Source organism: Xanthomonas sp. SHU 166 (assembly GCF_000364685.1).
Taxonomy (GTDB): domain Bacteria; phylum Pseudomonadota; class Gammaproteobacteria; order Xanthomonadales; family Xanthomonadaceae; genus Xanthomonas_A; species Xanthomonas_A sontii.
On sequence record NZ_AQOJ01000520.1, the window covers coordinates 1 to 1,694 of the forward strand.

Annotated in this window: 1 protein-coding gene and 1 pseudogene; both read right to left on the reverse strand. The window is 69.3% G+C overall.

The features are described 5' to 3' along the window. Window positions 1-995: MFS transporter (locus D180_RS13185; RefSeq protein WP_017913153.1), on the reverse strand; the 995-nt coding region annotated here is incomplete at its 3' end. Window positions 996-1,086: 91 nt separating this feature from the next. Continuing rightward, window positions 1,087-1,694: pseudogene (locus D180_RS13190) on the reverse strand (xylose isomerase); the annotation flags it as partial.

Genomic DNA, 1,694 nt, shown 5'->3' on the forward strand with positions numbered 1-1,694 from the left:
ACCCGGTCGATCAACACCACGGTGATCAGACAGGCACCGATGCTCAACGCACCGGACAGCACGTTGATCAACAACGCATCGCTCTCGGAGAAACCCACCGCCTGCCACAGCACCGCGCCGTAGTAGAACACCACGTTGATGCCGACCAGTTGCTGGAAGGTGGCCAGGCCGATGCCGATCCACACGATCGGGCGGATCTTGCCGGTGACCTTGCTGACCAGGTCCGACAGCCGCGGCGTGTGCTGGTCGGCCGACAGCGAGGCGGAGATTTCGGTCAGCTTGGTCTGCGCCGTGTTGGCGCCGTACAGCCGGGTCAGCACCGCCAGCGCCTGCTCGCGGCGGCCCCGCGCCACCAGGAAGCGCGGGCTCTCCGGAATCGCCAGCAACAGCAGCAGGAACGCGGTGGACGGCAGCGCCTGCATCCAGAACATCCAGCGCCAGGCCGGCTGCCCCAGCCACAGCGCCTCGGTGGACGCGCCGGCGGCCTTGGCCAGCAGATAGTTGCTGAGGAAGGCGCAGAACAGCCCGCCGATGATGGCGATCTGCTGCACCGTGGCCAGGCGCCCGCGGTAGCGCGCCGAGGCGACCTCGGCGATGTAGGCCGGCGACATCACGCTGGCCGCGCCCACCGCGAACCCGCCCATCATCCGCGCCAGCACGAACACCGCCGAGTTGTGCGCCGCGCCGGCGCCCAACGCCGACAGCAGGAACAGCGCAGCCGAGACGATCAGCACCGTGCGCCGGCCCCAGCGATCGGCCAGCGAGCCGGCCAGGAACGCACCGATCGCGCAGCCCAGCAGCATCGAGGCGACCTCGAAGCCAGTGCCGGCGGAACTGGACTGGAAGGTCTGCTTGAGGCCATCGACGGTACCGTTGATGACGCCGCTGTCGAAGCCGAACAGGAAGCCGCCGATGGTGGCGACGCAGCTGATCAGGATGATGAGGCGGGTGTTCTCGCCGGCATCGGCGTGGCGATCGATCGGAACACTGGACATGGGTTCACCTGGTGGCGTGCAAGAGGGAGACGGCCGGCGCGCGGGAAGGAGCATGCGCGGCGGCGGCACCGGGCCGCCGCCGCACACCGGTTCAGCGCAGCAGGTACTGGTTGATCAGGTTCTCGTAGGCTTCCTGGCGGCCGCTGCGCTGTGTCGGCTCGCCGGCCTGCGCGGCATGCGTGGCGAGGTCGGCCAGCGTGCTCGTGCCGGCGGCGAAGGCCGCGCCGGCGCCGCTGTCGAAGCTGGCGTAGCGCTCGCGGCGCCACTGCTCCAGCGGCGAGGCGGTAAGCAGCGCGTGGGCGACTTCGAGACCGCGCGCGAACGCGTCCATGCCGCCGATGTGGGCGATGAACAGGTCCTGCGGATCGGACGACTCGCGGCGCACCTTGGCGTCGAAGTTGAGCCCGCCCGGGGCCAGCCCGCCCTGCCGCAGCACCACCAGCATCGCGCCCACGGTGTCGTAGAGATCGACCGGGAACTGGTCGGTGTCCCAGCCGTTCTGCGGATTGCCGCGGTTGGCATCGATGCTGCCGAGCAGGCCGGCATCGCTGGCCACCTGCAGGTCGTGTTCGAAGCTGTGCCCGGACAGGGTGGCGTGGTTGGCCTCGATGTTGAGCTTGAAGTCCTGGTCCAGGCCATGCTGGCGCAGGAAGCCGACCACGGTGGCGCTGTCGAAGTCGTACTGGTGCTTCATCGGCT